The sequence below is a fragment of the Streptomyces albiaxialis genome (genome assembly GCF_039530985.1).
In the GTDB taxonomy this organism is placed as follows: domain Bacteria; phylum Actinomycetota; class Actinomycetes; order Streptomycetales; family Streptomycetaceae; genus Streptomyces; species Streptomyces albiaxialis.
Genome location: NZ_BAAAPE010000001.1, coordinates 237,581 through 264,219 on the forward strand (window position 1 = coordinate 237,581; position 26,639 = coordinate 264,219).

A 26,639-nucleotide genomic window follows, 5' to 3' on the forward strand; every position below is an offset into this window, starting at 1 on the left:
AGGCTCGCCGGATGGCCGGGTCTGTATCAGCCGATACGGGCACCTCTTGGCGTGAGCTACGACGGGTGCCCCTGCCACCGACGACCTACGGGCCGTACGGCGGCACGTTCTGCGTACGCTCGCCTCCCAGGTACGCGCGGGGCAGACGGAATTCGCGTCCCTGGCCACACTTCCCAGCGAGGCCCGGCTCGCCCTGTGGCTCCTTGAAGCCGCGCCCGGGAACGGGGAAGCCGCGCTCCCCACCCATCAGGCGCTCGCCGAGCTGCTGGGCGTCACCCGGGTCACGGTCAGCCGCGCCCTGGGACGGCTGCGCGCACAGGGACTGATCTCCACGGGACGGCACCGGGCGAAGCTGCTGGCTCCGGAACTGCTCGCCCTGCGCGCCTCGGGCGCATCCCCTGGTACGGCCGTTGGCGTGGCTCCTGGAGCGGCCCCCGGTACGGCCCCTGGTGCGGCTCCGCCCCCGCTGTGATCACCTGGAGCGGAGATCACTGCTGAGGACGGAGGGGAGTGCCGTATGGCCCTCGCGTGGGGTGTGCTGATCGTGTCGGGGTGTCTGGAGACGCTGTGGGCGACCGCCCTGGAGGCGTCCCGGAACTTCCACCGGCTGGGCCCGTCCGTGCTCTTCCTGGTCGCGCTCGCGGGCAGCATGGCGGGACTCGCGTACGCGGTGACGCACATCCCTCTGGGCACGGCCTACGCGGTGTGGGTCGGCATCGGCGCCGTCGGCACGGCGATCTACGGGATGGCCGTCCTCGGCGATCCGGTGACGGCGGCGCGTCTGCTGTGCCTGCTGCTGATCGTGGGCGGAGTGGTGGGCCTCAAGCTCCTCCACTGACGGAGGGTACGCTGCGCCGCCATGGCCACAGGCGCGTGCACCGACGGGACGGCCGACAGTACGGCCGACGGCACCAGCGGCCGTGAGCGGCTCCCCGCGATCGTCATCGGCACGTTCTCGCTGCCCAAGGGCACGTGGTTCGAGGAACACCGCCATAAGGCACACCAGTTGGCGTGGTCGTACAGCGGGCTGCTGCACGTCAGGACGGCACGCGGCGCCTGGCTGCTGCCGCCCTCACTGGCGCTGTGGATCCCGGCGGGCGTCCCGCACGCGACGGGCGCCGCGGGCACCGCGGTGATGCGCAGCCCGTACGTGAAACCGGAGCGCTGCCCCGTGACATGGACGGAACCGACCGTCGTCGAGGTGACACCGCTGCTGCGGGCGCTGATCGAGCACCTTCACGACGACGGTCTCGACGAGTGGGCGCGGGGCCGGGCGGAGGCGGTGCTCTTCGACGCGCTCACCCCCGCGCCGGTGGCGAGCGTCTCCGTGACCCGCCCCAGGGACGCCCGTACGCGCGCGGTCGCGGACGCGCTGACGGCCGACCCCTCGGACAACAGGACGCTTGCGGAGTGGGGTTCGGAGGTGGGCGCCGGAGCCCGGACCCTGGCGCGGCTCTTCGTCGAGGAGACGGGGGTGAGCTTCGGGCGGTGGCGGGAGCGGCTGCGGATGCAGCTCGCGGTGCCGCTCCTCGCGGAGGGGCTGACGGTCGAGTCGGTGGCACACCGCGTCGGTTACGGCTCGGCGAGCGCTTTCGTCGCCGCCTTCCGGCGCGCGACGGGCGTGACGCCGAGCCGCTGGTTCGGCTGACGACGGCGGCGGCTGCGCCCGCTCTCACCGACACCGCGCGGAGGGGAGCGCGGAGGGGAGCGCGCAGGGGAGCGCGCAGGGGAGCGGCTGGCGGAACCGCTCACGGTGTGTGCAGGTGAACCCCCGGAGTCAACCGTTCGGTTGACGCGAAGTTCAACCGAGAGAGCGTGTCGGCGGAGGGGGCCCGACGGCCACGCTCGATGCATGAGAAATCTTCCCGTCCGCGCCGCCCGCTGGAGCGCGCTGCATCCGTGGCGCGCCATCGGCGCCTGGTTCCTGTTCGTCGCGCTCTGCCTCGGCGCGGGCAGCGCGGTCGGCACCCACAGCGCCACCACCGAGGACTTCCGGATAGGCGAGGCGGGCCGCGCCGAGGCCATGGCCGCCGAAGGGGGCATCCAGCGCGAGCCCGTGGAGCAGGTGCTGGTCTCCGCGCGGTCGGGCGCGCCCGCGGGCGAGGAGGCGCGTGCCGCCGCCCGCGAGGCCGCGGACCGGATGCGCGCGCTGCCCGAGGTCGCCCGCGTGGGCGCCCCGGCCCGCTCAGCCGACGGCAAGGTGATCCGGGTCCCCGTCACGATGGAGGCCGCCGAGCTGGAGGCCTCCGACCATGTCGGACCCCTGCTGGACGCGACGGCCGCCGTCGGGAAGAGGCACCCCGGCCTCCGAGTGGAGGAGACAGGCTCCGCGTCGATCGGCGAGGGCGTGGACGGGCAGCGTGACGAGGACCTCGCGCTGACCGAGCGCGTCGCCCTGCCGGTCACCCTGATCACGCTGATGCTCGTCTTCGGCTCGGTGATGATGGCGCTGGTGCCGCTGGTGCTGGCCCTGACCTCCATCGCCGCCGCCGTGGGCCTGTCGATGGTGGCCTCCCACTTCTCCCCGGACGCGGGCGTGGGCACGAACGTCATCCTGCTGATCGGCATGGCCGTCGGCGTGGACTACACGCTCTTCTTCCTCAAACGCGAGCGGGAGGAGCGCGCCCGGGCGAACGGAAGACTCAGCACCGAGGCCCTGGTGGAGATGGCCGCCGCGACCTCGGGCCGCGCCGTCGTCGTCTCGGGCCTCGCCGTGGTGGCCTCCACCGCGACGCTCTATCTGGTCTCGGACGTCATCTTCTCGTCCCTGGCCACCGGCACGATCGTGGTCGTCCTCGTGGCGGTGGCCAGTTCGCTGACGGTGCTGCCCGCGCTGCTGACCAAGGCGGGCAAGCGGGCGGAGCGCAAGGCGGCGCGAAAGGCGGCACGGGCAGGGGCCCCCGGCGCGACACCGGACATCGCGCCGGGCGCGACCACGCCCGGGACGGCGGCCGTCCCGACGCGGCGCGGGCGCGGCGGAGGCCGCGTGTGGCAGACGCTGATGCGGCCCGCGAGCAGGCGCCCCGGGCTCACCCTCGGTGTCTCGGTGCTGCTGATGCTCGGCCTGGCGGCACCGGCACTGGGGATGAACCTGAGCGTGATGGACCGCGACACCCACTCCCGCGAGCTGCCGGCGATGCGTGCGTACGACCGGATGAACGCGAGCTTTCCCGAGCTGCGGATCGTGCACCAGGTCGTGGTGAAGTCCGCGCCGGGCGGCGAGCACAAGGTCAGGAGCGCCCTGGGCGAGCTGGAGCGACGGACCCGGGCCGAGCGGCACTTCACGGGCGAGCCCCGCATCCGGCTCGCGGACGACGGCCGGATCAGCATGCTGGAGCTGCCGTCCTCGGCGAAGCCCGGCTCCCCGGCCTCGCTCGACGAGCTGGACCGGCTGCGGCACCGCCACATCCCCGCCACGCTCGGCCGGGTCCCCGGCGCGGAGACCGCCGTCACGGGCGAGGGCGACGTCGCGCGGAATGCCGACTATCTGGCCCATCAGAACGCGAAGTTGCCCCTCGTCGTCGGTGCCCTGCTGCTGGTGACGTTCCTGATGACGGTGTGGGCGTTCCGCTCGGTGGTGATCGGCCTGGTCGGCGTCGTGCTCAACCTGCTGTCGGCGGCGGCAGCGCTCGGCCTCCTGGTCGTGGTCTTCCAGGGCGAGTGGGCCGAAGGGCTCCTCGGCTTCACCTCCACCGGCTCGATCGGCTCCCGCGTCCCGCTGTTCCTCTTCGTGATCCTCTTCGGGCTCTCGATGGACTATCAGGTGTTCGTGGTCAGCCGCATACGCGAAGCCGCGTTGCGCGGAGTCCCCACCCGTAAGGCCGTGCTGGACGGCATCACCAGCTCGGCGGGGGTCGTGACGAGCGCGGCGGTGGTGATGGTCACGGTCTTCGCCAGCTTCGTCTGCCTGCACCTGATCGAGATGAAGCAGATCGGCTTCAGCCTGGCCGCCGCGGTGCTGCTGGACGCCTTCGTCATCCGCGTGATGATCCTGCCGTCGGCCATGGTGCTGCTGGGCGAGGCCAGTTGGTGGCCCTCCCGGCGAATACGCCGTGCCGGGCACGCGGCCCCGGGGCCACAGCGGGACGAACGGCCGTACGCGCCAGTATGTTGACGCACATGATCGCGTGGTCGACCACCGGGCTGCCCGGGGGCGGCATGCCCACCGCCCCCTTCTGGGCCAGGACTCTGCACCGATGGAACGCGGTGTCGTGGGCGCTGTTCGGCGTGCTCTCCCTGGTGAGCACGGTGGCCGACCGTACGGACGGGGCGGGCCAGGGGTGGTGGCTGGGCGTGCTCGCGGTCATCGCCGTGTGCTACGCGACGCTGACCCGCTTCCCCGACAACCCCGTGCTGCGCCCGCACACCTATCTCCTGGTGCTCGCGCTGGCCCTGGGTGCGCTGTCGTACCTGCGGGAGGGCTATGTGGCGCTGTTCATCGTCACGGTGCCGCACTTCTGGATGTACGGCAGGAGGCCGCGGGACTCGGCCGCGTTCAGCGGGCTCGCGTCCGTGCTGACGCTCGTGGGCAGCACCTGCCGGGAGGGCTGGGACCTCGCGTTCTTCAGCACCTCGTTCGCGTCGACCGCGATCGTCTTCCTGGCCAGCGCGCTGATCGGGCTGTGGGTGCTCGCCGTGATCGCCCAGAGCGAGGAGCGGGCCCGGCTCATCGTCGAGCTGGAGCAGGCCCAGGCCGAGCTGGCGGCGGCGCACCAGCGGCAGGGCGCCGCGGACGAGCGGGAGCGGCTGGCCCGCGACATCCACGACACCCTGGCGCAGGGGTTCGCCTCGATAGTCGTCCTCGCGGAGGCGGCCCGTTCGGGCCTCGACGCGGAACCGGCACGCAGCGCCCAGCAGTTGCACAGCATCGAGCAGACCGCGCGGGAGAACCTCGCGGAGGCCCGCGAGCTGGTCGCCTCGGGCCACGCCGCGGCCCCGTCGAGAGGCTCGGCGGCGGAGCCGCTGCGCCGCACGCTGGACCGGTTCGCGGAGGACACGGGGCTGGAGGTGACCGCCGAGCTGGCCGACGTGGTGTGCGACCAGCCGACCCGTATCGCGCTGCTGCGCTGCGCGCAGGAATCGCTGGCCAACGTCCGCAAGCACGCCGGGGCCTCGGCCGTCGGCGTGGTGCTGAGCGAGCAAGGGGCGGTGGTCGAGCTGGAGATCACGGACGACGGGACGGGTTTCGCGGTGGCGGATGCGGAGGAGCGGGGCTTCGGCCTGCGAGGCATGCGCAGACGACTGACGGAGCTGGGCGGGGACTTGAAGATCACCAGTTCGCTGGGCAACGGCACGCGTGTGCTCGCGATGGTCCCCTCCCCCGGCGGAAGCGAGGAGACGCCGTGCCCCGGCGGAAGCGAGGAGACACCGTGACCGATCGAACCACCGGGACGGCAGGGGCGGGCAGCGGCACCCTGCGGGTCGTGGTCGTCGACGACCATACGGTGATGCGTGCCGGGGTGCTGGCGCTGCTCGCCGCCGAGCCCTCCATCGAGATCACCGGCGAGGCGAGCGACGGGCGCGAGGCCCTGGCCCTCATCGCGGAGCAGCATCCCGACGTGGCGCTGATCGACCTGCGGATGCCCGTGCTGGACGGGGTGGAGACGACGGAGGAGATCGTCGCCCGCTTCCCCGGGACGCGCGTGCTGATCCTGACGACGTACGACACGGACGCGGACATCGAGCGCTGCGTCGAGGCGGGCGCGATCGGCTATCTGCTGAAGGACACCACGCGCGAGCAGTTGGTCGAGGCCATACGGTCCGCCGCGCGGGGCGAGACCGTGCTGGCGCCGAGGGTCGCGGAGAAGCTCGTCGCGCGGATGCGCCGCCCCGCGCCGGTCGTCCTCACCGCCCGCGAGACGGACGTGCTGAACGCGGTCGCGGACGGGCTGACCAATACGGAGGTGGGCAAGCGGCTGGTGATCTCCGAGGCCACCGTGAAGACCCATCTGCTGCGGATCTTCGCGAAGCTCGACGTCAGCGACCGGACGCACGCGGTGGTCGTGGCCCTGGAGCGCGGACTGCTGGTCCGCTCGCCGTAGGACCCGTGGTTTAGGTTAGCCTCACCTAAATCAACGTACCGAGGTCCCGGCGTCTCCCGCCCCAGGCCCCGAGGAGAGGAGCCAGGTTGCCCACCTCGCCCCCGTCCCCGTCCCCGTTCCCGTCCCCCACGCCCTCCTCCCATCCGTCCCCGCCGCCCCCTCCGTCCCGCCTCTCCCGGCGCCGCCTGCTCGCCACCGGCGGGGCGCTCGGCCTGGGCGCCCTCCTCGCCGCGTGCGGCGACGGCTCCTCGAACGAGGACAGCGGCGCAGGCGGGAAGGGAGACGGAGGCGCCTGGACATTCGAGGACGACCGCGGCAAGACCGCCGAGGTCGAGGGCGGCAGGCCGAAGAGGATCGTGGCGTACATCAGCGCCGCCGCCGCGCTGCACGACTACGGGATCGAGTGCGTCGGCGTCTTCGGCCCCAGCAAGCCCGTGCGCGGCAAGCCCAACCCCCAGGTCGGCGGCGTCGATCTGGACAAGGTGACCAGCCTGGGCAGCGCGTTCGGCGAGTTCAGCCTGGAGCGGTACGCGAAACTCCGGCCCGAGCTGCTGATCAGCAACATGTTCCCGCCGCCGAACCTCTGGTTCGTCCCCGACGAGTCCAAGAAGAAGATCTACGAGCTCGCCCCCAGCATCGGCATCAAGGGCTCCAACACCTCCCTCCTCGACCCCCTGCGGCGCTACGAGCAGCTCGCGAAGGCCCTCGGCGGCGACCTCTCCTCCGACAAGGTCACCGCCGCCAAGAAGCGCTTCGAGAAGGCCGAAAAGCGGCTGCGCGAGGTCGCGAAGAAGCGCCGCGGGATCAAGGTCCTGGCCATGACCGGCGACGGCGACAACATGTACGTGGCCGTCCCGGACTCCTACTGCGACCTGAACTACTTCAAGGACCTCGGCGTCGAGTTCGTCGAGGGCAAGAAGTCCGACAAGTGGGGCTTCTGGGAGTTCCTGAGCTGGGAGAAGGCCGACAAGTACCCGGCCGACCTCATCATGATCGACAACCGGGAGCAGGCCCTCACCCCCGCCGAGCTGGCCAAGAAGCCGACCTGGCGCCGTCTGCCCGCCGTCAAGGCCGGGCAGACGCTCACCTGGTCCATGGAGGAGCGCTACAGCTACGCGGGCTACGCCCCGCGCCTCGAAGCCCTCGCCACGGCGCTGGAGAAGGCCGACAAGCTCCGCTGACCCCCGCCTCCCGCCGAGCCGGTCAGCCCCGGGCCTCGCCCGCCGTCCCCCGCTCGTGCTGGTACGCCCACAGGTCGCGGAAGAGGCCGGGCTCGTCGACCAGTTCGTCGAACGTGCCCTGCTGGACGACACGGCCCTGGTCGAGGACGAGGATGCGGTCGGCGGTCGCGACGTTCGTCAGCCGGTGCGTGATCAGCACGACCGCGCGGGTCGCCGCGAGCTGCCGCAGCCCCGCGAAGATGCGGTATTCGCCCAACGGGTCGAGCGCCGCCGTCGGCTCGTCCAGGACGAGCAGCCCCGCCTCCCGGTGGAACGCGCGGGCGAGCGCGATCCGCTGCCACTGTCCGCCCGACAGCTCCTGTCCGCCCAGCCAGTCGCGGGCGAGCAGCGTGTCGAGCCCGGAGCGCAGCTTGGCCAGCACGTCGTCGGCGCCGCTGGCCGCGCAGGCTTCCCGTACGGCGGCGTCACCGGCCTCGCCCTCGCCCGGGGGCAGGCCTCCCGCGCCCTCACTCCCGCCCCGAGGCCGGCCGCCCCGGGGCTGGCCCAGGGTGATGTTCTCCCGTGCCGTGAGGGGCCAGCGGGCGTAGTCCTGCGGCACCATCGCCACCTGTGCCCACAGGGCGTCCGGATCCATCTCCCCCGTGGCCACGCCGTCCCAGCACAGGCTGCCACCGGTCGGCAGGTAGAGCCCGGTGAGGAGCTTGCCCAGCGTCGTCTTGCCGGAGCCGTTGTAGCCGACCAGGGCGAGCACTTCTCCCCGACGCAGGGTGAGGGTGACCCCGTGGACCGCGTCCGCGTCGGCCTCCTCGTAGCGGTAACTGACGTCCCGCAGCTCGATGGTGCGCGGCGGCGCGGGCGTGAGGGTGCCCCGCCGCAGCGTCGAGCGGAAGCCCCCGGCGCGCTGGAGGAAGTCCTGCCAGTCGTCCCAGTACAGCCCGGTGCGCATGATGCGCGCCCCGCCCGTCACCAGTCCGCGCAGGGACTGGCCGACCGTCTGGAGCGCGAAGACGGCGGCCCCCGCGTGGGCGAGCGACAGCCGTCCGTTCGCGCTGAGCACGACCAGCGCGGCCCAGACGCCCGTCGCGGCCATCCCGCCGCAAACGGCACCGACTAGTGCCATCCGCGCGCCCTTGTCCACCGCTCGCCGCTCGACACGGTTGATCCGTTCCGTGATGGAGCGGTACTTGGCGAGCAGGAAGGGACGCATCGTCCCCGTGCGGATCTGGTCGGCCGCGTACCGGTCGGACACGTGCCAGCGCAGGATGGACAGCAGCCGGGCGTTCCCCGACATCTCCAACTGCGACAGGTAGTGCACCCGTGCCGCACTGATCTGCGCCAGCGCCTGCGGCAGGCTGGCCGCCATCAGCAGCGGCAGCAGCAGGGGATGCAGTACGGCCAGTACGCCGGCGGACGCGATCAGCGAGGCCGAGGCGGCGATCAGGTCCTGCCCCTGGGTGACGAGGTCCTGCGCGGTCTGCGCTCCCCTGTCGGCGGCCTCCCTGCGCTCGTTGAAGCCGGGGCTGTCGTAGGCGGCCAGCTCGGTCGCCGTCGCCGACTCCAGCAGCATCAGCTCCGCCTCGCGGGACATGAACGGTCCCAGGCGCGAGGACAGCCAGTTGACCACGATGCCGAGCACGGCCCGCGCGGCGGCGGCAGCACCGATCGTCGCCAGCGAGGGCCATGCCGCCAGCAGCCGGTCGTAGGTGTCCCCCTCACCCAGGACGGCACCGATCGTTCCCGAGACGGCGAACAGCCCGAGCGCCTGGATCGCGCCCGAGGCCGCCTGGCAGACCAGCAGCCCTACGGCCGCCCTTTTGTCGACCCTCCAGGCCAGTCCGAGCGAGCGCCGTACGAGCGCGGGCAGCCGTCGCGCCATATCGACCGTACGGATGGACCGTCCGGCCCGTTCCCGCGAGCCCGTCGGGTCGACGAACCGCAGGTCCTCGTCCCCCTCGGGCTTTCTGGGCTTCTGCTCGGGAACGACGGTCACCGTGCCCACCGCCCCTCACGCCCACGGGAGCCGTCGTAGCCGTCGTAGCCGTCGACGGACAGCAGCCCTCCCGTCGCGAACTGCCCCAGCAGCGCGCGGGCATAGGGCACGCAGTCGGCAGGCGGGCGGGCGGGGTCGGCCCACACCAGTTGGGAGTGCTTGTGCGGCTCCTTGTTGTACGGCTCGCCCTGCCAGCGTTCAGCGCGGAAGGCCACCCCGAGCCGCTGCTGTCCCTCGGGGCTGCGGTGGTCGATCACGTGGCAGAACTCCAAGTGGCGCTCCTGCACGGCGACTCCGACCTCCTCGTACGTCTCGCGCAGCGCCCCTTCGACCACGGTCTCCCCCGCCTCCAGGTGCCCCGAGGGCGGCGCGAGCAGCCCGCTCGCGTACACGCCGCCGCACCGGCGCAGCAGCAATACCCTCCCGTCGTCCCTGTGCAGCAGCACGAAGAGATCGACGACCCTGCTGTGCCGCTTCCTCTCCCCCGCGCTCATGCCGCCCGCCCCACGCTCGTGTACGGCCAGCCCTGCGTGATGGCCTCCAGCGCGGTACGGGCGTATCCGGCGAGCGGCTCGGGGAGCGCCGTACGGCTCCACCACGACCATCCGGCGCACAAATGGGGTCCCCTCAGGGCCGGTTCGCCCGTCCAGTGGTGCACACGGAAGAAGAGCTGGATGTGGGAGACGGCGTCGACGGTGTGCACGAGCTGCAGATCGGCCTCGCGCAGGGTGACGCCGAGTTCCTCGTACGCCTCCCTTACGGCACAGGCACGCACGGACTCGTCCTCCACCTGACCCGCCGGCAGATGCCAGGTGTCGGGCGCGAAGGAGACGCCGGGGCCGCGCTTGCCGAGGAGGAGATGGCCGTCGCGTTCGAATACGAGATGGGCGCCGAGGGCGGTCAGGCGTGAGGGCACAACTCCTCCAGTGTTGACGCGAGTTCGGACGGATGCTCGGTTCAACGCCCCTCGTGCGGGGGAGGTGACGGCCCGCGCGGAGCGATTTCTCGCGCACATGTACGGCAACGCGGCGCCCGCCCCGTGACGCCCGGCATCGCGGCGCGTGCCGCGCTGTGCGATTCACACCCCCGTGGTGCGTCACCCTTGCCGGGGATTGCGCGGTGCTCCGCGCGCGTTACGCGCCGCCCCGCGGGCGTGCGACAGCAGGCCGTCCACGAACGCCCTCAGCCCCTCGGGGTAGGTCTCCCGGGTGACGAGCCGGGGCCAGCGGTCGGCGAGCCCGGACAGGTGCGGCAGCCCCGACCCGGCGAGCCTGCGCCGCACGCTCTCGTCGTACGCCGAGAAGCCGGACGAGGCGGCATCGCCCTCGTTCCCCTCCCGGCCCTCGTTCCCCTCCCGGCCCTCGCGCTCTTCCCGTTCGGCCCGACGGCGCGCGGTCCCGGCCCGTACGAGGATCTCGCCCGCCGTGTAGTACCAGAGGCTCCGGTAGAGGTCGACGGCCTGCTCGGGCGTGCAGCCGCAGTCCACGGCGCCCTGCACGATCGACTCGACCATCCACAGCGCGGAGTCGCCCATGAAGTCGCCCGCCGTGAGCACCTCGACGATCCAGGGCCAGGCGGCCAGGGAGTCGTGCATGGCGGTCGCCGCGGCGACGATGCGCTCCTGGGGGTCCTCGGGCAGCTCGGGGCGCGGCACGCGGGCCGCGTAGTCGTCCAGGAGCTGCGTGAGGAGGTCGTCCCTGTCGCGCACGTGGTGGTAGAGGGTCGTCGGCGCGGCGCCCGCCTCCGCGGCGAGCCTGCGCATCGTCAGCTTCTGCCAGCCGTCGCGGTCGATCAGCCGCCAGGCCGCCTCCAGGATCTGCGCACGCGAGGTGCGCGGCGGTCGGCCCGTCCGGCCGCGGGAGGGAGTGGGTCCTGGCATCGCCCCATCATGACGCGGCCGTCCCGCCCGGGCGACTCCCGGCCCCCGCCCCCGGCCCCGCTCGACATCCCGAGCGCTGCGGTGTTACTTTTCGAACGCGTTCGGAAAGTCTCCGGACGCCGTCTCACCTCTGTGGGAGGCCACTCATGACCACGCGTTCCCCCTCCCCCGTCGAAGCCCTCGACCTCTTCGGCTCACTGCTCCAGCTCCAGGAGGGCGGCGCGGTCGACGTGACCGCGCGCCCGGGGCCGCGCGACCCCGGCCTGTGGACGGTGGGGGCGTTCCACGCCGACAGCGACCGCGCGGTGCACGCGGACGTGTGGGAGCGCCATCCGGAGGCGGACGAGGTCCTGTGCCTCCTGTCCGGGCGCATGCGCGTCTATCTGCGGGACAGCGAACGGCCGGAAGAACCCGTCGCCGTCCTGACCCCCGGCACCTGCCTGGTCGTCCCCGCGGGCCACTGGCACCGGCTCTCCGTCGAGGAACCGGGCGACCTGCTGACCATCAGCCCCCGTGCGGGCTCGGAGCACACCCGCGCAACCCTCGCCCCGGCGAGAGGGGAAGAGCCGGGGCGAGGGGATCTCTCACGTGCGGAGGTGGAGTGAACGCCGCACCGTCGCACCGCGCGGGGCGTTGAGCGAGCGCTCAAATGACCGTGGCGAACGTGCGGCCTGTCAGCCGATGTTGACGTCGATGCAGGCGTAGAACGCGTTCGCCGTGTCGGCGATGTTCCAGACGGCGAGGACCTTGTGCTTGCCGGTGAAACTGCCGAAATTGACGTTGTGCGAGAGGGTCTCGGGGGGCCGCTGGCCGTGGTCGTTGAACTCGGCGACCTTCTGGCCGTCCACGAAGTACTGCCAGGTGGTCGTCGCGTGCCTCGCGGTGATCCTCCAGTTGAACGTGGTCGTACGGCCGACGTTCGAGACCTTCCAGCCCTTGCTGTCGTCGTTCAGGTCGGAGAACCGCGCGTTCCCGCCGGCGCAGTCCTTCAGCCCCTTGGGACCCTCGACACTCTGGGGCTCCCACTTGATCTCGCCGCACTTGACGACGCCCCTCGCGCACTGCTCCTGGCGGCTCGCGGGGTTGGTGACCCAGCCGTGCGCGCTTGCCGGGGACGGGGCCAGGCCGATGACGAGGACGGGCGCGAGCCCGGCTCCGAGCAGCGCGGCCAGCTTCCTTCTCTTGTGCATGTCAGCTCCTTCAGGGGGGAGGCCGATCACACCTTGAAATTGGTCTAGACTTTAATGGCTGAATGCGCGCGGTCAAGAGGTGCGGCGGCCATCGATCCGCCGCACCCCGGATTCCGCAACGGGCCCCGGAAGCCCCACAGGCGCCCGCGAGAAGCCGTGCGGACGCCGCTCAGACCCATTCCTGATGCCGCGCGTGCCAGCCCAGTTGGATGCGGGTCGTCACTCCGGCCTGCCGCATCAGCGCCTGGATACGGCGCTGCACGGTGCGCGCCGAGAGGTCCAGCTTCCCCGCGACGGCGGCGTCGGTGTGCCCCGCGAGCAGCAGCCGCAGGATGCGCGCGTCGAGCGCGCCGATCTCGAAGTGCGGCTCCACGTAAGGACGTGCGCGTTCCCAGGTCGCCTCGAACAGCGCCCGCGCCACGTTCACCAGGCCCCCGCGCAGCACCACACAGGGGTCCACCTCGTCGCCCACGCCGCCGAGCGGCAGCATCGCCCGCTCGTCGTCGCAGATCATGAGCCGCAGCGGGATCTCCTCGACGAAGCGCACCTCGCCCCCGCCCCCGCCCTCGCCGCCCAGCGACTCCGCCAGCCTCTCCGGCGCCCCGGGTTCGTTCAGGAAGCCCCGGTCGACGACGCCCCGGGTGTGCACGCCCCGCACGGCCACGGTCCGCTCCCGTGCCTCCTCGCCGACGCCGGTGCCCCGCGGGCCACCGGTGACCAGAAGGTCGATGCTCTTCTCCGCGGCGAGCCGGACCTGGAGGAAGCGCCGCCGTATCAGCTCGCGTCCCTCCAGGACCTCCACCAGCTCGCGCTGCGCCCTCGCCAGCCCGCCTGTGCGGTACGCGTCGGCCAGTTCGGCGACGGCCGCCTCGGCGCGCCCGAGACGGGCGCGGTGCGCGGCCAGTTCGGCGCCGAGCGCGAGGGCGGGCGGCGCCGGCGCGTACCGCTCGCCGCCGTCCGTCTCCCTGCTGGCGAGCCCGCGTTCGACCAGCGCCTCCAGCACGGCCCGCGTCCCGGCGCCGCCCAGCTCCTCCGCCGTGACGAACGGCCGTGCCACCAACGCCCGGTAGACGGCCTCCTCCTGGGCGTCCAGCCCCAGCTCCTCCAGCCCCACGCGCGGACCCCTCCCCTCCGTTCCGAGCGAGGGATTGTCGCAGCCCGCCTCCCGAACCGGTAACGCCCCAGGCCAGGCTCCGGCGACACCTCGCACGTACGTACGCGCACGCGTCGGGCCGGGCCGGGCCGGGCCGCGCCGCACACATCGCGATCACCCGAGTGCCCCGTCCGCAATGACGCTCCGTCACATCCCCGGCCGCGAACATGACATCGACTCCCCCGCCACCCCGTCACCCACCCCCCGGAGGGCCACATGCCCCAGCGAAGCCGCCGCCACGGCCGTATCCGTACGACCGCGATCACCTCCGCCACTCTCGCCGCACTCGCCGCGACCACCGCCCTGACCGCGCCCACGAGCCAGGCGGCCGCGTCGGCCCCGGAGGCCCCGTCGGCCCCGGAGGCCCGCACCGTGCCCTCCGCGCCCCCGGAGGGCAAGGACTGGGTCGTCTCCCTGGGCGACTCCTTCATCTCCGGCGAGGCGGGCCGCTGGGCCGGCAACACGGACGCCAACCCCGCCAACTTCCCCCGCGTCGACGCCCTCGGCCCCAGCGCCTATCACGACGCTCCGGGACGCGGCGGCGAGCGCGTCGAGGGCTGTCACCGCGCCCGTTCCGCCGAGATCCACCTGGGTCTCGACGGCGTGGGCAGCGAGAACCTGGCCTGCTCCGGCGCCCGTACGTACTCGTTCAAGAACGGCAAGGGCCGCTCGAAACCGGGTCTGGACTTCTCCGACGCGGCCGGCACGCCCGGACAGGCCCGCCAGTTGGCCGACTTCGCCCGGAAGCACAAGGTCCGCATGGTCACCGTCTCGATCGGGGGCAACGACTTCGGCTTCGCCCCCGTGATCAAGTCCTGCGTCCTCGCCTACCTCAGCCCCCTCCCCAAGTCGTGCAGCAGGGAGCCCGCGAACATCGCCCGCTTCTCCGCGGAGAGCACCCGCGCCCGCGCCGCCGACATCGCGGGCGGCCTGCGGAACATCCGGAAGGCCATGCGCCAGGCCGGATACGAGGACGGCCAGTACGAGGTGGTCGTCCAGAACTACCCCTCGCCCATCCCGCCCGCCTCCGGGTTCCGCTATCCGTCACCCATGGGCGCACGCCAGGCCCTGGGCGGATGCGCGTTCACCGACAGGGACGCCGACTGGGCGGTGAACACCGTGATGCCCACCGTCAGCAGGGCCGTACGCAAGGGCCTCGCGGACAGCGGCCTGCCCAACGCCCACTTCCTCGACCTCAGCGGCGCCCTCGACGGGCACCGCCTGTGCGAGAAGGGCGTGGGCCTGGTCGAGCCCCTGCGCGGCACCGTCGGCACCTGGAAGGCACCGGACGCGGCCGACCGGACGGAGTGGGTCAACTGGGTACGGACGATCACCGCCGTCCTGCCCCCGTTCCAGGCCCAGGAAGGGTTGCACCCCAACTACTGGGGCCAGCTCGCCATGCGCAACTGCCTGCGGCAGACCTTCGCGGCCCTGGACGCCGCTCGCCCGGCGCCCGACAGCCTGACGTGCGTCGGCGGCGGCAAGGGCCTCACCGAGCGGGGCGAGCCCCGTATGCGCCTGACCTGACCGGGGCGGCGGTGGGACGGTACGGCCAGGGGAGGTACTCTTTATGGAAACGGTTCCCATTTCCATGACGTGAGAGGTCCTCCCTTGTCCGCCCACTGCCAGCTCACCGGACGACAGCCGGCCTTCGGCAACAACATCTCGCACTCCCACCGCCGCACCCGCCGCCGCTTCGACCCCAACATCCAGACGAAGCGCTACTGGCTGCCCAGCGAGGGCCGCCACGTGAAGCTCACCCTCAGCACCAAGGGCATCCGTACGGTCGACACGATCGGCATCGAGCAGGCCGTCGCCCGTATCCGCGCACGAGGAGGTCGCGTCTGATGGCTGTCCCGAAGCGGAAGAAGTCCCGCAGCAACACCCGCCACCGCCGCGCCCAGTGGAAGGCGGCCCCGACGCCCCTGGTGACCGTCACGATCGACGGCCGTCCGTACCGCGTCCCCCAGAACCTGGCCCCGGCCTACCGTCGCGGTCTCCTCACCCCGGAGGAGTAGGCCGTGTCCGTACCGGGCGTTCCTCAGACCTGAACGTGCTCCTGTACGGCCAGGAACTCGGCCCAGGTCCGCGTCCCGCGCGTCACCCCGTCCACCGAAAGGTTCTCCCCCGCGCGGTACGACCGTCCGGCCCTTCCCGGTATCCGTACGGGCATCAACGGCCGCCGCTTGCCGTGCGCCCTCAGGTATGTACGGAGGACATCGGCCAGTCCGTACTCCTCCGGGCCGACCAGTTCCGGCACCAGCCCGGAGGGTTCGCCGCGCGTGAGTCCGACCAGACGGGCCGCCACTTCGCCCGGATCGACCGACTGGAGCCGTAGCCCGCCCGGGACGGGGACCACGGGCAGCTTCGTCATCTTCTCCACCATGGTCAGCACCAGCGTGTGGAACTGCGCCGCACGCAACGTCGTCCAGGGCACGCCCGAGTCGGCCACGGCCCGCTCCGCGTCCCTCTGGGCCCGCAGATAGGCCAGCGGAACCCGGTCGGCGCCGACGACCGAGATATGGACGAAGTGGCGGGTCCCGGCACGTGCGGCGGCCCGCGCCAGGTTCCGCGTCGCCACGTCGTCCCCCTTGGCACCGCCCGCGAGGTGCAGCACGGTCGCCGCCCCGTCGACCGCGGCCTCCGTCCCCTCGTCCTTGAGCAGGTCACCGGTCACGTATTCGACGCCGTCCGCCCGCGCGTGCGCCTTCCTGCTGAGCACCCGCACCGTGAACCCCTCGTCCAGCAGCAGGGGCAGCACGCGCCGCCCCAACGTGCCCGTACCGCCCGTGAGCAGGATGGATGACGTCATGGCTTCTCCCAACTCGAAGGGCCGCGGCCCCGGGTGCCGTCCGTCCGTCACATCGACGGCTTCCGGCGGGTCTACCGGGGTGACACCCGATGACGGGAAGATGTGACACACGCGGACGAAGGAACGGGGCAGATGGACGACGAGCGCGCGGAACTGGTGGAGCGCTTCGAGCGGGACCGTCCCCGGCTGCGCGCGGTGGCCTACCGGATGCTCGGTTCCCTCAGCGAGGCCGAGGACGCCGTCCAGGAGACCTGGCTGCGCCTCAGCCGTACGGACGCCGACGCGATCGAGAACCTGAGCGGCTGGCTGACCACGGTCGTCGCCCGTGTGTGCCTCAACATGCTGCGCTCGCGCGACGCCCGCCGCGAAGAACCGCTCGACACCGGCGCCCCCGACCCACATCTCGCCCCCGACGAAGGGATCGACCCCGAGGAAGAGGCCGTCATGGCCGACTCCGTCGGCCTGGCGCTCCTGGTCGTCCTCGACACCCTCGCCCCGGCCGAACGGCTCGCCTTCGTCCTGCACGACATGTTCGCCGTCCCGTTCGACGACATCGCCGCGATGCTCGACCGTACGTCCGCCGCCGCGCGGCAGCTCGCGAGCCGCGCCCGCCGCCGCGTCCGGGGCGGCTCCCCGCTCCCGGCGTCCGACCTGGCCCGTCAACGCGAGGTCGTGGACGCCTTCCTGGCCGCCGCGCGCGGCGGGGACTTCGACGCGCTGGTCGCCCTCCTCGACCCCGACGTGGCGCTGCACGCCGACCGCGCCGCGGGCCCGACACCGCGGCCTCTCGCCCTGCGCGGCCGCGACGTGGTCACCAAGGGCGCCTTCGCCGCCGCGGCCCGCACCCGCGTCTCCCGCCCGGCCCTGGTCAACGGCTCCGTCGGCCTCGTCATGGCCCCTCGCGGCCGCCTCACGATCGCCCTGGCCTTCACCTTCGCCCACGGCCGCATCGCCACCATCGACGTCATCGCCGACAGGCCCCGCCTCGACACCCTCGACATCGCGGTCCTGGACGCCTGAGCCACCGACACACGCGAAGAGCCCCTGCCGGATGACTCCGACAGGGGCTCTGACGTCTGTGGACCTGAGGGGATTTGAACCCCTGACCCTCTCGTTGCGAACGAGATGCGCTACCGGACTGCGCCACAGGCCCTTGCGACGTGTGAAACCTTAGCATCACCCCGGCCCCGTGAGGAAATCCGTTCCTGTGCTGGTCACAGCAGCCGCGCGGCGGCGGCCGACGGGGCCGCCCCGGTCACTCGTTGGCGGCGCGGGGGCGGTCCTCGTCCTCGAACTGGTCGAAGAGCGGCGTCCGGTTCCGGTCCCGCGGGCGGCGGGGGCGGGAGGACGTCTCCTGGGGCGCCGGAGCGGCGTCCTGCGGGGGCGGCTCCGCCGCGCTGGAGCGGGCCGAGCTCCACGCGTCCGGCGCCTCCAGGTCCACGTCGCGGGTCCGGCGCGGCGCGACCGGCGCGCTCACGTACGTCGGGAGCGGCACGGGCACGGGCTCCCAGCCCTCGCCCTCGGGGTGCTCGCGGTCGCGGGCACGCTGCTGGTCGACCCACTCGGCGTGGTCGGTCTGCTCGACGAGCGCCCGGCGGTCGGCTGCCACCTCGGGGTCCGCGTCGCTTTCGGGTGCCGCCGGCCGGGGGCGGCGGCCGCGGCCGCCCCGCTCCGGAGCGGGCGCGCGGCGCTCACGCTCGCCCTCGCCTGCCGCCCCGCGCCGCTCGCCGCTCTCGGAGGCGGCATGCCGCTGCCCCTGCGCCCGCGCCTGAGCCTGCGCGCGAGGCTGGGCGTGGGACCGGGCCGGGGCCTGCTCGTGGCCGTGGCCGTGGCCGTGGTCCTGGGCCGGGGACCGGTGGCGCGTCCCCGTGCCGGACGGCGCCGCGGAGGCGCGCGGACGGCGCTCGTGGAGGCTGCGGGCCGCGGCCTCGGCGCGGCGGCGGTCCATGGTGAACGCGAAGCGGCGGCGCTCCTGGGAGCGCAGATGGACGATGTACGCGCTCAGCAGCACGCCCGGGACCGCGGGGACCCAGAGGAAGGCCAGGCCGAGGACAGCCGCGACGATCGCGCCGAAGGTGAAGGCGAGGAAGAGCAGCATGGTGGTGCGCCGACGGCGGGCCAGCAGCTTGGCTCTCTTGGCGCGCTTCGCGTCCCGGCTGGCCTTGCTCGCGGACGGGGACAGCGAAGGAGCCGGGGGAGGCGACGGGGACGGCGCCGGACGGTTGTCCTGTATTTCGGTGACAGCCTCCGGGCTGTGCCCGCTGACCATGGTCTTGGGGTCGGCGAAGGCCCGGACGTCGACCGCTTCCTCCGCGGTGCCGTCGTCCGGGTCGGTCCCGTACGCGTCATCGGCGTAGTCATCGTCGAAGTCGCCGTGGTCGCTCTCCGGCTCGGCCGTCGCCAGGGCGGCGTCCGTCTCCGGCGCCTCGCGCGCTTCGCGCCGTTCCGCGTCCTTCGCGTAGCGGCGCTCCATCGCGGCCTTGCCGGACAGCAGCCGGATCGCGGTGCTGAAGCGTTCCGTCGGACGGGCTTCGTTCAGCTCGTCCTGCCTACGGAGCCACATCGGCACCAGATAGGCGGCCCAGGCCCCGACGATGACTGCGTAGATGAGGCCACTGCTGCTCACCCTCACACGGTAGAGGGCATTGCATGAGCCCATCTGCCAAATACGACGGTGTGTCGCACGATCTGGCTGATCTCTCGAACTTTTTTTGTGATTGCCGCGCCGCGCAACACCAAATGTGGCCGATTAATGGCCGGACTGCGGCTGCTCCGTGCTCGATATCGAACGTTTATTTTATTTCCGTGGAGTGACCAGGGCTTGCCCTGTGCCAGCGGGTCAGCAGCCCCTCCGGCACTTCCTCCGTCGTCAGCGCGAACACCAGATGGTCGCGCCACGCGCCGTCGATATGGAGATAGCGGGGACGGGTGCCCTCCTCGCGGAATCCCAGTTTCTCCACCACGCGACGGCTGGGGGCGTTCTCCGGCCGGATGCACACCTCGATACGGTGCAGCCCGACCGTACGGAAACAGTGGTCCACGGCGAGCGCGACGGCCGTGGGCATCACGCCGCGGCCCGCGACGGCACGGTCGATCCAGTATCCGATATGGCCGGAACACATCGACCCCCAGGTGATGCCCGCCACGGTGAGCTGTCCGACCAGACGGCCCTCGTACTCGATGACAAAGGGCAGCATGCGGCCCGCGTGTGCCTCCCCGCGCAAATGGCGGACCATTTGGCGATAGGTGGGACGGCGGGGAGGGAGGTGTCCCGGCGGGGCCGGAGGGATGGTCGCTTCCCAGGGACGCAGCCAGTCCCTGTTGCGCTGATTGACCTCGCGCCAGGCTCGCTGGTCGCGCAGCCTTATGGGACGGAGGGCGGTGGCGCCGTCCGCCAGCTCAGCGGGCCACGGTGCGTTCAGCGGGGGTCTTCCCCTCTGGACTCGGGACGAGGGTCTGCGGCGGGGTGGTCCCCGCCGTGGATCTGGTCGACGGCATGGGGGAGCAGTCGGGCGAGGACGGCCAGGCCGTCCTTGACCCCTCCGGAGGATCCCGGAAGGTTCACGACCAGGGTGCGCCCGGCGACGCCCGCCGTGCCACGGGAGAGCGCCGCCGTGGGGACCTTCGCCAGCCCTTCCGCGCGGATGGCCTCGGGGATGCCGGGGATCTCGTAGTCCAGGACGCGGCGCGTCATCTCGGGCGTCCGGTCGGTCGGGGAAATACCGGTGCCCCCTGTGGTGAGGACGACGTCGTAGCCGTCGGCGACCGCGTCGCGCAGGGCCTTCTCCACGGGCTCGCCGTCCGGCACGACCGTCGGGCCGTCCGCGGCGAAACCCATGTCCGTCAGGCCCGCGACGAGAAGGGGGCCGCCCTTGTCCTCGTAGACACCGGCGGAGGCGCGGTTGGAGGCCGTGACGGCGAGTGCGCGGTGACGCCCTGGCTGCTGGCTCATGCGTTCCCCTCGTTCCCCTGGCGCTCGCGTGTCCAGTCGCCGGATTTCCCGCCCGACTTCTCCTCCACACGGACGTCCGAGATGGCCGCCGACTTGTCCACGGCCTTCACCATGTCGATGACCGTCAGAGCGGCGACCGTAACCGCCGTGAGCGCCTCCATTTCGACGCCCGTACGGTCCGTCGTCTTCACCCGGGCCGCGATGTCCACCGCGTCGTCCGCCACGGACAGATCGACGGTGACGCCCGAGACGGCCAGGGGGTGGCACAGAGGAATGAGTTCCGGCGTCTTCTTGGCGCCCATGATCCCGGCGATACGGGCGACGGAAAGGGCGTCCCCCTTGGGAACGCCCTCTCCCCGCAGCAGTTCGACAACCCGGGGCGAGACGAGCACGCGTCCGGTGGCACGCGCGGTCCGCGCGGTGACGTCCTTGGCGGAGACGTCGACCATACGGGCGGCACCCGACGCGTCGACATGGGTGAGGTGCTGCTGCTCGGCGCTGCTCATCGTTCTCCCGGTCGTCTGCTGTGCCCAGATACGGTACCGGCAGTCATGAGGGCACGGCCGTGCGGCCGTACGTCAGTCCATCGGTCAGTCAAGCGGGATGACGGTGACGTCCTCGCCCGGGGAGGCCTCGGTCGTCTTCTCGGGGATCTCGATCAGCGCGTTGGCCTGCGCGAGCGAGGCGACCAGATGGGAGCCGGGACCGCCGACAGGGGTGACCGTCCCCAGTGCCTCCTGGCCGGTCTTCTCCGGGGGCGTGTAGTCGCCGCGCAGGAACTGCCGCTTGCCGTCCGGGGAGGAGAGCGGCGCCTCGGCCTCCAGCCGCGCCCGTACGGCCCGGCGGCGCACCGGCTCCAGGCCCATCAGGGTGCGCAGGGCGGGACGGACGAACAGCTCGAAGGACACGTAGGCGCTGACCGGGTTGCCGGGGAGGGTGAGGATCGGCGTGCGGTCCGGGCCGATCAGGCCGAAGCCCTGCGGCTTGCCGGGCTGCATGGCCAGACGGCGGAACTCGACGGTGCCCTCGTCCAGGTCCCCCTGGGAGAGCGCCTCCTTCACCACGTCGTACGCCCCCACGCTGACGCCTCCGCTGGTGACAACCAGGTCGGCGCGGATGAGCTGGTCCTCGATCGTGGAGCGCAGCGTCTCGGGGTCGTCGGTGACGGATCCCACCCGGTACGGGATGGCGCCGGCCTCGCGGGCGGCGGCGGTCAGCACGTAACTGTTCGAGTCGTGGATCTGGCCGGGGCCCAACGGTTCGTCCGGCGGGACCAGTTCGCTGCCGGTGGAGAGCACCACGACGCGGGGGCGCGGGCGCACGGTGACCGTGCCGCGGCCGATGGCGGCCAGCAGGCCGATCTGGGCCGGGCCCAGGACCATCCCCGAGGTCAGGGCGACGCTGCCCGCCTTCACGTCGCTCCCCTTGGCGCGGACGTGCTCCCTGGGCGCGGCGGAACGGTGCACGCGCACCTCGCCCGAGGCGGCCTGCGGGGCCGCGCCGCGGGCCTGCATCGACTCGGCGGGCCCCCCGCCCGTGCCGCCGTCGGTCCACTCGACAGGGACGACGGCCTCGGCTCCGGGCGGGAGCGGGGCGCCGGTCATGATGCGTGCCGCCTGGCCGGAGGCGACGGTGGGAAGGTCACCGCTGCCCGCGGCGACGTCCCCGATGACGTCGAGCACCGCGGGGAACTCCTCGCTGGCACCCTCGACATCGGCGACCCGGACGGCATAGCCGTCCATGGAGCTGTTGTCGAAGGGCGGGAGTGCCGCGGGCACGGTGACGTCCTCGACGAGCACACAGCCCTGTGCCTCCAGGAGCCTCAGCTCGATGGGCTCCAGGGGACGGATGGCGCGGAGGATGTCCTCCAGGTGCTCGTCGACCGACCAGGTCTCGCTCAAGACTTACATCTCCTCGCTGACGTAACTGCGCAGCCAGGTCCGGAAGTCCGGGCCCAGGTCATCACGTTCGCACGCGAGCCTGACGATGGCACGCAGATAGTCGGCGCGGTCGCCGGTGTCATAACGACGGCCCCGGAAGACGACGCCGTGGACCGGGCCGCCGAGGGACGGGTCGGCCGCGAGCGCCTGGAGGGCGTCGGTGAGCTGGATCTCGCCGCCGCGGCCGGGCTCGGTCTTGCGCAGCACCTCGAAGACGCCCGGGTCGAGCACGTAACGGCCGATGATCGCCAGGTTGCTGGGGGCATCGGCGGCGGCGGGCTTCTCGACCAGATCGGCGACGCGGACCACGTCGTCCTCGCCGGTGGGCTGGGCGGCCGCGGCACCGTAGAGGTGGATGCTGGAGGGCTCGACCTCCATCAGCGCGATCACGCTGCCGCCGTGCTCCTGCTGGACCTCGATCATGCGGGCGAGCAGCGGGTCGCGGGGGTCGATCAGGTCGTCACCGAGGAGCACCGCGAAGGGCTGGTCGCCGACGTGCGGCTCGGCGCACAGGACGGCGTGACCGAGGCCCTTGGGGTCGCCCTGGCGGACGTAGTGCATGGTGGCGAGGGCGCTGGACTCCTCGACCTTGGCGAGCTTGGCCTCGTCCCCCTTGTCGCGGAGGACCTGCTCCAGCTCGTAGTTACGGTCGAAGTGGTCCTCCAGGGGGCGCTTGTTGCGGCCCGTGACCATCAGGACATCCGGGAGACCGGCCGTCACGGCCTCCTCGACCACATACTGGATCGCGGGCTTGTCGACGACGGGGAGCATCTCCTTGGGCGTCGCCTTGGTGGCGGGCAGGAAGCGGGTGCCCAGGCCCGCTGCGGGGATGACAGCCTTGCTGATCCGAGTAGGGGTGTTAGTCATGTCCTGAACGATAACCGTTCTCTTGATAGGGAAGATAAGCGTCCGCTGACTTTGTTGCGGTATGGGGACATTGAAAGGGTTTATGGGCAACGATGAGTGAACTTGCCGCGAAACGCGCGCTTCGGCGGGATGTCCTCGCGGCGCGCGCCCGCCTCACCACGGAGGACGTGGCGAAGGCCGCCGACGCTCTCGGCGAACACGCCCTGGAGCTGCCCGAGCTGGCGGAGGCCGCCTCGGTCGCCGCCTACGTCTCCATCGGCGCCGAGCCCGGCACGGGTCCCCTGCTGCGCGCCCTGAGCGCCCGCGGCACGCGCGTGCTGCTCCCGGTCCTGCTGCCCGACAACGACCTCGACTGGTGCGCGTACGAGGGCCACGACGCGCTCGTACGGGCGGGACGCGGCCTGTGGGAGCCGTCCGGGACCAGGGAGGGCCGGGACGCGGTGACGCGGGTGGACGCTGTTCTCCTTCCGGGGCTGGCCGTGGACGGGCGGGGGCTGCGGCTGGGGCGCGGCGGCGGTTCGTACGACCGTGCGCTGGCCCGGATAGCGCTGTCCGGGGCGAGTCCCGCTCGTGTCGTCCTGTTGTATGACGGCGAAATCGTGCCGAGGGTTCCGGACGAGGAGCACGACTGGGCGGTGGACGCCGCGATCACGCCGCACGGAGTGCGGCGGTTCGGGGGCTGACCCCCGAACCGCCGCGTCGGTCTCCTCCTGCGCTCATGCCCTAAGGCGTGCCCTAGGGCGTGAGCGCCATCTGGTCGTCGGTCGCCTTGGAGACGGCCTTCTCGTTGTACGCCCAGGGCAGCAGCTCGCCCTTGGCCCACTTGTCCGTCTGGTCGGTGTAGTTCTTGTGGTACGCGTGGCCGGACGCGCCGGTGAGGTTGATCCACCGGGACTTGTCGAAGTCCTCCAGGTTCACGACCATCCGCATCGACGGCACCCAGGTCACGTCATAGCCGCCGGCCGCGTTCCATCCGGTCGCGTTGACGGCCGCCTCGCCGCCGCCGATGTCCCAGGGGCCGCGGTTGAGCGCCCACTGGATGAAGCCGGGGCCCTCGGTACCAAGGGTCTGGTTCTTCAGCATGAGGCGGTGCAGCCGGCCCCAGCTCCAGGTGTTGATGTCCTTGCCGAGCTTGGACGTCAGCTCCCAGCGGGCGTCCCTCATGGCGTGCCGCAGCAGCTCGTCACGGTTCCTGTCGCCCTTGCGGTACGACGTGCCCTGGGTCTTCCACCACTCGCTCTTCGGCTCCTTGAGCAGGCGGCGGACGACCTCGAACCAGCGGTCCCCTCCGTCCGGCTGCGCCGAGTCGGGCGACCTCTTGCCGCACTCGCGCACCGTACGGTCGTTGCCGTCCAGGTCGTCGATCGGGCCGGACTCGTCCACCGGGCGGACGGTCAGACACTCGCCCTCGACCCGCAGCTCCTTGGGGAGCTTGTTGCCGAAGGCGAGCTTCAGCAGGTTGCGCCAGACGGCGTTGAAGTAGGCGGCGGGGGCGGAGTCGGAGTCCTGGGTGTAGTCCCAGCCCTCCAGCAGCTCCTGTGCCTCCCGTACGTACGGGTCGTCGATGTCGATCTTCAGCAGGTAGGGCACCAGCAGCTTGGCGATCTCGCTGCTGTTGTCCATCTGCATGGTCTCCATGTCGCCCATGGAGATCTTCCCGCCGTCCTCGATCTTCGACTGGATGAGGTCGTTGATGCGCTGGCTGCGCGCGCCGTAGCCCCAGTCGTCGGTCAGCATGTACGGGTACTTGTCCTTGTCGACGACCGCCTGGTTGGCGGTGACGATGTAGCCGCGCGAGGGGTTGTACTCCCAGGGGAGCGCGCGCTGCGGGATGTATCCCTTCCAGCGGTAGCGCGGGTCCCAGCCGGGCGCCGGGTAGCGTCCGTCGCCCTCGCCCCGTACGGGGATGCGGCCGGGCGCCTGGTAGCCGATGTTGCCCTCGGTGTCGGCGTAGATCAGGTTCTGCGAGGGGACGGCGAAGTCGCGGGCCGCCTTGCGGAACTCCTTGAAGTCCGAGGCCTTGTTCAGCTCGAAGACCGCGTCCATCGTGCGCGAGGGTTCGAGGGCGGTCCAGCGGAGCGACACCGCGTAGCCGTCGCCGCGGTCTGGGGCGGCGTTGCCCACGGGGGACTCGTCGCCGACCTTGCGCAGCTCCTTGTCCCGGTCGGAGATGATCGGGCCGTTGTTGGTCTCGCGCACCGTGATCTTGCGGCTCTTGCCGCCCGCGACCTTGATGGTCTCCGGCCGGGTCCGGTACGCGACCTCCTTGCCGTCGTAGAGGTACTTCCCGTCCCGGACCTTCTGGAGGTACAGGTCGGTGACATCGGCGCCCAGGTTGGTCATGCCCCAGGAGATGTCCTGGTTGTGGCCGATGACGACGCCCGGCATGCCGGAGAAGGTGAAGCCGGACACGTCGAAGGGGCAGGACTTGTCGACGCTGCGGCAGTGGAGGCCCATCTGGTACCAGACGGACGGCAATTGCGGGGCGAGGTGCGGGTCATTGGCGAGCAGGGGCTTGCCGGTCGTCGTGTACTTGCCGGAGACCACCCACGAGTTGGAGCCGATGCCGCTGCCGTTGGGGCCGAGGAGGCCGGGGACCTTCTCCAGCTTCTTGGCGACCTTGCCGAGCTGCGTGCTGGCTCCCTGAGCGGCCTCTCCGGGGCTGTTGGACGCCGAGCCGCCCCCGGTGCCCGTTCCGGCCTCTGAGCCCGCTTCCTGGCCCGTCCCGGCGCCTGTGCCCGTGCCCGCGCCGGTCCCGGTGCCCGTTCCCGTGCCTGCCCCGGTCCCGGTCCCGGTCCCGACGCCCGTGGCGGGCGCGTTGGCGCTGCCGCCGGAAGAGCCCTGCTTGAACTCCTTGGTGACCGGGTTGACCAACCCGCCCTCGACGATGGGCTTGTTCCGGGAGTACGGGTACTTCGGGTACAGGTCCTCGATCTCGTCCTTGGTCAGGCGGCTCGACATGAGCGCCCTGTCGATCTCGTCGGACATGTTGCCGCGCAGATCCCAGGCCATCGCCTTCAGCCAGGCGACCGAGTCGACCGGCGACCAGGGCTCCGGGGAGTAGTCCTTGCCCGCGAGGTCGAGGGCCGCGTACTCCACGGAGGCCGAGGAGCCCTTGTGCTCCTTCAGATACGCGTTGACCCCGGCCGAGTAGGACTTGAGGTACTCCTTGGTGCGCGGGGAGAGCTTGGCGTACTCCTTCTTGGCCACCTCGCGCCAGCCGAGAGTCCTCAGGAACGCGTCGGTCTCGACCTGCCCGTCGCCGAACATCTCGGACAGCCGCCCGGAGGTCATGTGGCGGCGGACGTCCATCTCCCAGAAGCGGTCCTGCGCCTGGACGTATCCCTGCGCAAGGAAGAGATCCTGGGCATTGTCGGCGTAAAGCTGCGGAATGCCACTTCCATCCCTTTTGACCGTTACGGGATCTCCCAGCCCCTTGACCTTGAGGGAGCCCGTGGTCTGCGGGAACGACTCGCGGACGGTGCTGATGCCCCAGTACGAGCCGCCGCCGATCCCGGCCAGGAGCAGCAGCACGACTGCGATCACGATCAGACGGGCGCGTCGCGAGGTCTTCTTGGCGGGCATCGCTGTCCTTCGAGGGGCAGGGTGAACCTTGAGCTTCCGTGGCCGGACA

General features: G+C 71.8%; 27 protein-coding genes and 1 tRNA gene. 13 read left to right on the plus strand and 15 right to left on the minus strand.

Translation table 11 applies throughout. The annotated features are described in order from the left end of the window. The first annotated feature begins 160 nt into the window (after positions 1-160). From ABD343_RS01070 to ABD343_RS01100, 7 genes are all read left to right on the plus strand, one after another. A complete protein-coding gene (locus tag ABD343_RS01070; protein WP_344524314.1) occupies positions 161-472 on the plus strand; it encodes a Crp/Fnr family transcriptional regulator in 312 nt (103 codons plus the stop codon). 45 nt (positions 473-517) lie between these two features. Next, positions 518-838, plus strand: a complete 321-nt coding sequence (locus tag ABD343_RS01075; RefSeq protein ID WP_344522951.1) for a DMT family transporter — start codon at positions 518-520, stop codon at positions 836-838. Positions 839-859: 21 nt separating this feature from the next. Beyond that, positions 860-1,648, plus strand: a complete 789-nt coding sequence (locus ABD343_RS01080; protein WP_344522953.1) for an AraC family transcriptional regulator — start codon at positions 860-862, stop codon at positions 1,646-1,648. Positions 1,649-1,852: 204 nt separating this feature from the next. Beyond that, positions 1,853-4,114, plus strand: a complete 2,262-nt coding sequence (locus ABD343_RS01085) for an MMPL family transporter (RefSeq protein ID WP_344522955.1) — start codon at positions 1,853-1,855, stop codon at positions 4,112-4,114. 5 nt (positions 4,115-4,119) lie between these two features. Next, a complete protein-coding gene (locus tag ABD343_RS01090) occupies positions 4,120-5,373 on the plus strand; it encodes a sensor histidine kinase (protein ID WP_425578075.1) in 1,254 nt (417 codons plus the stop codon). Beyond that, entirely contained in the window at positions 5,370-6,041 is a 672-nt protein-coding gene (locus ABD343_RS01095; RefSeq protein ID WP_344522957.1) for a response regulator, read from the plus strand. Before ABD343_RS01090 ends, ABD343_RS01095 begins: the two co-directional genes overlap by 4 nt. Positions 6,042-6,226: 185 nt before the next feature. Continuing rightward, positions 6,227-7,222 (plus strand): ABC transporter substrate-binding protein, encoded by a 996-nt coding sequence (locus ABD343_RS01100; RefSeq protein WP_344524318.1) that lies wholly within the window; start codon positions 6,227-6,229, stop codon positions 7,220-7,222. Positions 7,223-7,244: 22 nt separating this feature from the next. Here the strand turns inward: ABD343_RS01100 and ABD343_RS01105 are convergent, their stop codons facing one another. The 4 genes from ABD343_RS01105 to ABD343_RS01120 all read right to left on the minus strand — a co-directional run bounded on the left by ABD343_RS01105 (position 7,245) and on the right by ABD343_RS01120 (position 11,091). Then, positions 7,245-9,212 carry an ABC transporter ATP-binding protein gene (locus ABD343_RS01105; RefSeq protein WP_344522959.1) on the minus strand — a complete coding sequence of 656 codons (1,968 nt, stop codon included), beginning with the start codon at positions 9,210-9,212 and terminating at the stop codon, positions 7,245-7,247. Further along, positions 9,209-9,706 (minus strand): NUDIX domain-containing protein, encoded by a 498-nt coding sequence (locus tag ABD343_RS01110; RefSeq protein WP_344522961.1) that lies wholly within the window; start codon positions 9,704-9,706, stop codon positions 9,209-9,211. The genes ABD343_RS01105 and ABD343_RS01110 overlap by 4 nt, the downstream gene beginning before the upstream one ends. After that, positions 9,703-10,128 carry an NUDIX domain-containing protein gene (locus ABD343_RS01115; protein WP_344522962.1) on the minus strand — a complete coding sequence of 142 codons (426 nt, stop codon included), beginning with the start codon at positions 10,126-10,128 and terminating at the stop codon, positions 9,703-9,705. Before ABD343_RS01115 ends, ABD343_RS01110 begins: the two co-directional genes overlap by 4 nt. A gap of 180 nt (positions 10,129-10,308) precedes the next feature. Further along, positions 10,309-11,091 (minus strand): TetR/AcrR family transcriptional regulator, encoded by a 783-nt coding sequence (locus tag ABD343_RS01120; RefSeq protein ID WP_344522963.1) that lies wholly within the window; start codon positions 11,089-11,091, stop codon positions 10,309-10,311. A gap of 146 nt (positions 11,092-11,237) precedes the next feature. On the opposite strand from ABD343_RS01120, the gene ABD343_RS01125 reads away from it, so the two are divergent. Next, on the plus strand, positions 11,238-11,696 hold the full coding sequence (locus tag ABD343_RS01125; protein WP_344522965.1) for a cupin domain-containing protein: 459 nt from the start codon (positions 11,238-11,240) through the stop codon (positions 11,694-11,696). A 69-nt stretch (positions 11,697-11,765) separates the two neighbouring features. Here ABD343_RS01125 and ABD343_RS01130 read toward each other — a convergent pair whose 3' ends face one another. Together ABD343_RS01130 and ABD343_RS01135 are read right to left on the minus strand one after the other, a co-directional pair. Next, complete coding sequence (locus ABD343_RS01130) at positions 11,766-12,281, minus strand: lytic polysaccharide monooxygenase auxiliary activity family 9 protein (protein ID WP_344522967.1); 516 nt, start codon at positions 12,279-12,281, stop codon at positions 11,766-11,768. 169 nt (positions 12,282-12,450) lie between these two features. Next, positions 12,451-13,395, minus strand: a complete 945-nt coding sequence (locus ABD343_RS01135; protein WP_344522969.1) for a helix-turn-helix domain-containing protein — start codon at positions 13,393-13,395, stop codon at positions 12,451-12,453. Between the two features lie 255 nt (positions 13,396-13,650). Between ABD343_RS01135 and ABD343_RS01140 the strand changes: the two genes are divergently transcribed. The 3 genes from ABD343_RS01140 (at position 13,651) to rpmF (ending at position 15,452) form a co-directional block, all read left to right on the plus strand. After that, on the plus strand, positions 13,651-14,961 hold the full coding sequence (locus ABD343_RS01140; RefSeq protein WP_344522971.1) for an SGNH/GDSL hydrolase family protein: 1,311 nt from the start codon (positions 13,651-13,653) through the stop codon (positions 14,959-14,961). Positions 14,962-15,045: 84 nt separating this feature from the next. Next, the gene (rpmB, locus tag ABD343_RS01145) at positions 15,046-15,282 is read left to right on the plus strand and encodes a 50S ribosomal protein L28 (RefSeq protein WP_344522973.1); all 237 of its coding nucleotides are present in this window, start codon (positions 15,046-15,048) and stop codon (positions 15,280-15,282) included. Further along, positions 15,282-15,452, plus strand: coding sequence for a 50S ribosomal protein L32 (gene rpmF, locus ABD343_RS01150; RefSeq protein WP_344522975.1), 171 nt, complete (start codon positions 15,282-15,284; stop codon positions 15,450-15,452). Before rpmB ends, rpmF begins: the two co-directional genes overlap by 1 nt. 23 nt (positions 15,453-15,475) lie before the next feature. On the opposite strand, the gene ABD343_RS01155 is transcribed toward rpmF, so the two are convergent. Next, positions 15,476-16,246: an SDR family oxidoreductase gene (locus ABD343_RS01155; RefSeq protein ID WP_344522977.1), complete on the minus strand. Its 771-nt coding sequence runs from the start codon at positions 16,244-16,246 to the stop codon at positions 15,476-15,478. A 132-nt stretch (positions 16,247-16,378) separates the two neighbouring features. Between ABD343_RS01155 and ABD343_RS01160 the strand changes: the two genes are divergently transcribed. Beyond that, positions 16,379-17,266 carry a sigma-70 family RNA polymerase sigma factor gene (locus tag ABD343_RS01160; RefSeq protein ID WP_344522979.1) on the plus strand — a complete coding sequence of 296 codons (888 nt, stop codon included), beginning with the start codon at positions 16,379-16,381 and terminating at the stop codon, positions 17,264-17,266. Positions 17,267-17,325: 59 nt separating this feature from the next. Here the strand turns inward: ABD343_RS01160 and ABD343_RS01165 are convergent. From ABD343_RS01165 to galU, 7 genes are all read right to left on the minus strand, one after another. Further along, positions 17,326-17,399 (minus strand) — tRNA-Ala (locus tag ABD343_RS01165). 102 nt (positions 17,400-17,501) lie between these two features. After that, complete coding sequence (gene sepX, locus ABD343_RS01170) at positions 17,502-18,872, minus strand: divisome protein SepX/GlpR (RefSeq protein WP_344522981.1); 1,371 nt, start codon at positions 18,870-18,872, stop codon at positions 17,502-17,504. A gap of 166 nt (positions 18,873-19,038) precedes the next feature. Next, positions 19,039-19,668 carry a GNAT family N-acetyltransferase gene (locus tag ABD343_RS01175; protein WP_344524320.1) on the minus strand — a complete coding sequence of 210 codons (630 nt, stop codon included), beginning with the start codon at positions 19,666-19,668 and terminating at the stop codon, positions 19,039-19,041. Then, a complete protein-coding gene (locus tag ABD343_RS01180) occupies positions 19,665-20,198 on the minus strand; it encodes a MogA/MoaB family molybdenum cofactor biosynthesis protein (RefSeq protein WP_344522983.1) in 534 nt (177 codons plus the stop codon). The genes ABD343_RS01175 and ABD343_RS01180 overlap by 4 nt, the downstream gene beginning before the upstream one ends. Continuing rightward, positions 20,195-20,704 carry a cyclic pyranopterin monophosphate synthase MoaC gene (gene moaC, locus ABD343_RS01185; protein WP_344522986.1) on the minus strand — a complete coding sequence of 170 codons (510 nt, stop codon included), beginning with the start codon at positions 20,702-20,704 and terminating at the stop codon, positions 20,195-20,197. Before moaC ends, ABD343_RS01180 begins: the two co-directional genes overlap by 4 nt. Positions 20,705-20,788: 84 nt before the next feature. Continuing rightward, on the minus strand, positions 20,789-22,099 hold the full coding sequence (gene glp, locus ABD343_RS01190; protein ID WP_344522988.1) for a molybdotransferase-like divisome protein Glp: 1,311 nt from the start codon (positions 22,097-22,099) through the stop codon (positions 20,789-20,791). 3 nt (positions 22,100-22,102) lie between these two features. Beyond that, positions 22,103-23,005, minus strand: a complete 903-nt coding sequence (galU, locus tag ABD343_RS01195; protein WP_344522990.1) for a UTP--glucose-1-phosphate uridylyltransferase GalU — start codon at positions 23,003-23,005, stop codon at positions 22,103-22,105. A gap of 92 nt (positions 23,006-23,097) precedes the next feature. Here galU and ABD343_RS01200 point away from each other — a divergent pair, with 92 nt between their 5' ends. Further along, positions 23,098-23,688, plus strand: a complete 591-nt coding sequence (locus tag ABD343_RS01200; RefSeq protein ID WP_344522992.1) for a 5-formyltetrahydrofolate cyclo-ligase — start codon at positions 23,098-23,100, stop codon at positions 23,686-23,688. A 52-nt stretch (positions 23,689-23,740) separates the two neighbouring features. Here the strand turns inward: ABD343_RS01200 and ABD343_RS01205 are convergent, their stop codons facing one another. After that, on the minus strand, positions 23,741-26,590 hold the full coding sequence (locus ABD343_RS01205; RefSeq protein WP_344522994.1) for a penicillin acylase family protein: 2,850 nt from the start codon (positions 26,588-26,590) through the stop codon (positions 23,741-23,743). Positions 26,591-26,639 lie beyond the last annotated feature (49 nt).

Bases quoted from the DNA above. Each gene is read 5' to 3' on its own strand.
- ABD343_RS01075 (WP_344522951.1), top strand. From the start codon at position 518: ATGGCCCTCGCGTGGGGTGTGCTGATCGTGTCGGGGTGTCTGGAGACG.
- ABD343_RS01080 (WP_344522953.1), top strand. From the start codon at position 860: ATGGCCACAGGCGCGTGCACCGACGGGACGGCCGACAGTACGGCCGAC.
- ABD343_RS01085 (WP_344522955.1), top strand. From the start codon at position 1,853: ATGAGAAATCTTCCCGTCCGCGCCGCCCGCTGGAGCGCGCTGCATCCG.
- ABD343_RS01090 (WP_425578075.1), top strand. From the start codon at position 4,120: ATGATCGCGTGGTCGACCACCGGGCTGCCCGGGGGCGGCATGCCCACC.
- ABD343_RS01110 (WP_344522961.1), bottom strand. From the start codon at position 9,706: ATGAGCGCGGGGGAGAGGAAGCGGCACAGCAGGGTCGTCGATCTCTTC.
- ABD343_RS01120 (WP_344522963.1), bottom strand. From the start codon at position 11,091: ATGCCAGGACCCACTCCCTCCCGCGGCCGGACGGGCCGACCGCCGCGC.
- ABD343_RS01125 (WP_344522965.1), top strand. From the start codon at position 11,238: ATGACCACGCGTTCCCCCTCCCCCGTCGAAGCCCTCGACCTCTTCGGC.
- ABD343_RS01130 (WP_344522967.1), bottom strand. From the start codon at position 12,281: ATGCACAAGAGAAGGAAGCTGGCCGCGCTGCTCGGAGCCGGGCTCGCG.
- ABD343_RS01140 (WP_344522971.1), top strand. From the start codon at position 13,651: ATGCCCCAGCGAAGCCGCCGCCACGGCCGTATCCGTACGACCGCGATC.
- rpmF (WP_344522975.1), top strand. From the start codon at position 15,282: ATGGCTGTCCCGAAGCGGAAGAAGTCCCGCAGCAACACCCGCCACCGC.
- ABD343_RS01155 (WP_344522977.1), bottom strand. From the start codon at position 16,246: ATGACGTCATCCATCCTGCTCACGGGCGGTACGGGCACGTTGGGGCGG.
- ABD343_RS01160 (WP_344522979.1), top strand. From the start codon at position 16,379: ATGGACGACGAGCGCGCGGAACTGGTGGAGCGCTTCGAGCGGGACCGT.
- ABD343_RS01180 (WP_344522983.1), bottom strand. From the start codon at position 20,198: ATGAGCCAGCAGCCAGGGCGTCACCGCGCACTCGCCGTCACGGCCTCC.
- moaC (WP_344522986.1), bottom strand. From the start codon at position 20,704: ATGAGCAGCGCCGAGCAGCAGCACCTCACCCATGTCGACGCGTCGGGT.
- galU (WP_344522990.1), bottom strand. From the start codon at position 23,005: ATGACTAACACCCCTACTCGGATCAGCAAGGCTGTCATCCCCGCAGCG.
- ABD343_RS01200 (WP_344522992.1), top strand. From the start codon at position 23,098: ATGAGTGAACTTGCCGCGAAACGCGCGCTTCGGCGGGATGTCCTCGCG.
- ABD343_RS01205 (WP_344522994.1), bottom strand. From the start codon at position 26,590: ATGCCCGCCAAGAAGACCTCGCGACGCGCCCGTCTGATCGTGATCGCA.